Annotated in this window: 3 protein-coding genes; all 3 read left to right on the forward strand. The window is 63.2% G+C overall.

Annotated elements, in window-relative coordinates:
• The first annotated feature begins 198 nt into the window (after positions 1-198).
• Entirely contained in the window at positions 199-612 is a 414-nt protein-coding gene (locus AC1D00_RS37450) for a helix-turn-helix domain-containing protein (RefSeq protein WP_135175149.1), read from the forward strand.
• An 84-nt stretch (positions 613-696) separates the two neighbouring features.
• Positions 697-1,854, forward strand: coding sequence for a M20 family metallopeptidase (locus AC1D00_RS37455; protein WP_477014131.1), 1,158 nt, complete (start codon positions 697-699; stop codon positions 1,852-1,854).
• Positions 1,851-2,265 (forward strand): tRNA (guanine(46)-N(7))-methyltransferase TrmB (locus tag AC1D00_RS37460; protein WP_477014132.1); only part of this gene is annotated, 415 nt, incomplete at its 3' end. The genes AC1D00_RS37455 and AC1D00_RS37460, both read left to right, overlap by 4 nt.

A 2,265-nucleotide genomic window follows, 5' to 3' on the forward strand; every position in this document is an offset into this window, starting at 1 on the left:
GCCGGAATCCTTTGACAACCGTGGTCTCACGGTTGACAGACTGCACGCGGGTTCCTCATTCTGCACCGACTGCAAAAGACAGTGGGCATTGCTAAATTTCTCCGCAATGTTTCCCAATAAGAGGGTCTGATTTTTATGATGCTGGCACCTGAGGCATTCAATCGATTGCGCTGAGGGTGGTGTTTGGAGGCTGAGGAAATGTCGAAAGCGCCCAACCCTGTTGACAAATATGTCGGCAGCCGCGTGCGTATGCGCCGCATCATGTTGGGCATGAGCCAGGAAAAGCTCGGTGATGCTTTGGGCCTGACTTTCCAGCAGATCCAGAAGTACGAGAAGGGCACGAACCGGGTCGGCGCGAGCCGAATCCAGCAGATTGCCGAGATTCTCCAGGTGCCGGTGTCGTTCCTGTTCGAGGGCGGACCGAGCGGCGTGGCCGGCCCGGACGGCTTCGCAGAAGGCGCCTCGCCCTCCTACGTCTCGGACTTCCTTGCGACCTCCGAAGGACTCGCCTTGACCAAGGCGTTCACCCGAATCACTGATTCGAAGATGCGCCGCTCCATCGTCGATCTCGTCGAGCAGATTGCGGCACGCGAAGGCCCCGACAAGCGCTGACGCGCCAGCTCAATCGATTTGAGGCTGCTTCAAATCTGGCCTATGTCGTCATTTGTGGCCGCGCTTTGATGTGCGTCCTCTCAAATGATGCGATTCAAAGGCATAGATGCGCCCATGGCGAGCTCCAATTGGTTCGATACCCAAACTATTCTCGACGGCATCCGACGCTGGGTGGAGATCGAGACGCCGACAGAGGCGCCTGATCAGGTCAACAGGCTGGTGTCGCTGGTCGCGGATCATTATCGCGATCTGCCCGTCACGCTCGAGCGCGTCGCCGGCGTCGACGGCTGCGGCGATCATCTGCTGGCACGCTCGGCTTGGGGCCAGGACCAGCCCGGCATCCTGGTGCTGAGCCACCTCGATACCGTTCACCCCCTGGGATTCATCGAACGTCTGCCGTTCAAGGTCGAAGGCGACAGCGCGTTCGGTCCCGGCATCTACGACATGAAGGGCGGCGCCTACATCGCCCATATCGCGTTTCGCGCGCTTTGCGCCACGGCCGAGCGTTCGCCACTCGGAATCACCCACTTGTTCACCTCCGACGAGGAGATCGGCAGCCCCACCTCGCGCGCGCTGATCGAGACGGAAGGGCGCAAGGCCAAATACGTGCTGGTGACGGAGCCGGCGCGCGACGGCGGCAAGATCGTCACCGGACGCAAGGGCGTCGGACGCTTCCAGGTGTTCATCAAGGGCGTGCCGGCACATGCCGGCTCGCGGCCCGAAGACGGTCGCAGCGCCGTCCGCGAGCTCGCCCATATCATCCTGACGCTGGAAGGGATGAACGACCCGGCGCGCGGCGTCTCCGTGAATGTCGGTGTGGTGCGCGGCGGCACGCGCCCCAACGTGACGCCGGAAGAGGCCTATGCCGAAGTCGATCTGCGCGTGCTGAGCCTCAAAGACGCGGAGGAGTTCGTCGGCAAGATCCTCGGGCTGACATCGAAGACCGAAGGCGTCACCGTCAAGGTCACGGGCGAGCTCAATCGTCCGCCTTACGAGAAGAGCAATGCAGGCGCCTCGCTCTACGAGCATGCGAAGACGCTCGCCGGCGAAATCGGCTTCGAGCTGATCGACACCCACACCGGCGGCGGCTCGGACGGCAATTTCACCGCTCCCCACACCGGCACGCTGGACGGGCTCGGCGTCGACGGCAAGGGCGCGCACACCCACTATGAGCAGCTCTATGTCTCGTCGCTCGAACCGCGCGCGCGGCTGCTCTATCGCCTGTATCAGACGCTGCGATGAGCGAACGCAAGTCAGATCCCGATCGCGATGACAGCGAGCGCGCCTTCTTCGGGCGCCGCAAGGGCCACAAGCTCAGGCAGCACCAGGCCGAGCTGATCGATCATCTGTTGCCGCATCTTGCGCTCGACATCACGGGCGAGGCGCCGGGGAATGCGCGCGAGATCTTCGATCCCGCGGCGAACGATGTGCGGCTCGAGATCGGCTTCGGCGGCGGCGAGCATCTTGCGGCCGAGGCGCAGAACTTCGCCACGACCGGCTTCATCGGCTGCGAGCCCTATGTCAACGGCATGGCGAAGATCCTGGCGCAGATCGAGGCCGGCAACATCGCCAACATCCGCCTGTTTGCCGGCGATGCCGCCGAGCTACTGGCCTGGCTGCCACCAGCCTCGCTGTCGCGGATCGACCTGATCC

The organism is Bradyrhizobium sp. P2_E8, from assembly GCF_056403875.1.

What these genes read in the sequence shown, in the direction of transcription:
- AC1D00_RS37450 (WP_135175149.1), top strand. Translation starts at nt 199, where the DNA reads ATGTCGAAAGCGCCCAACCCTGTTGACAAATATGTCGGCAGCCGCGTG.
- AC1D00_RS37455 (WP_477014131.1), top strand. Translation starts at nt 697, where the DNA reads ATGATGCGATTCAAAGGCATAGATGCGCCCATGGCGAGCTCCAATTGG.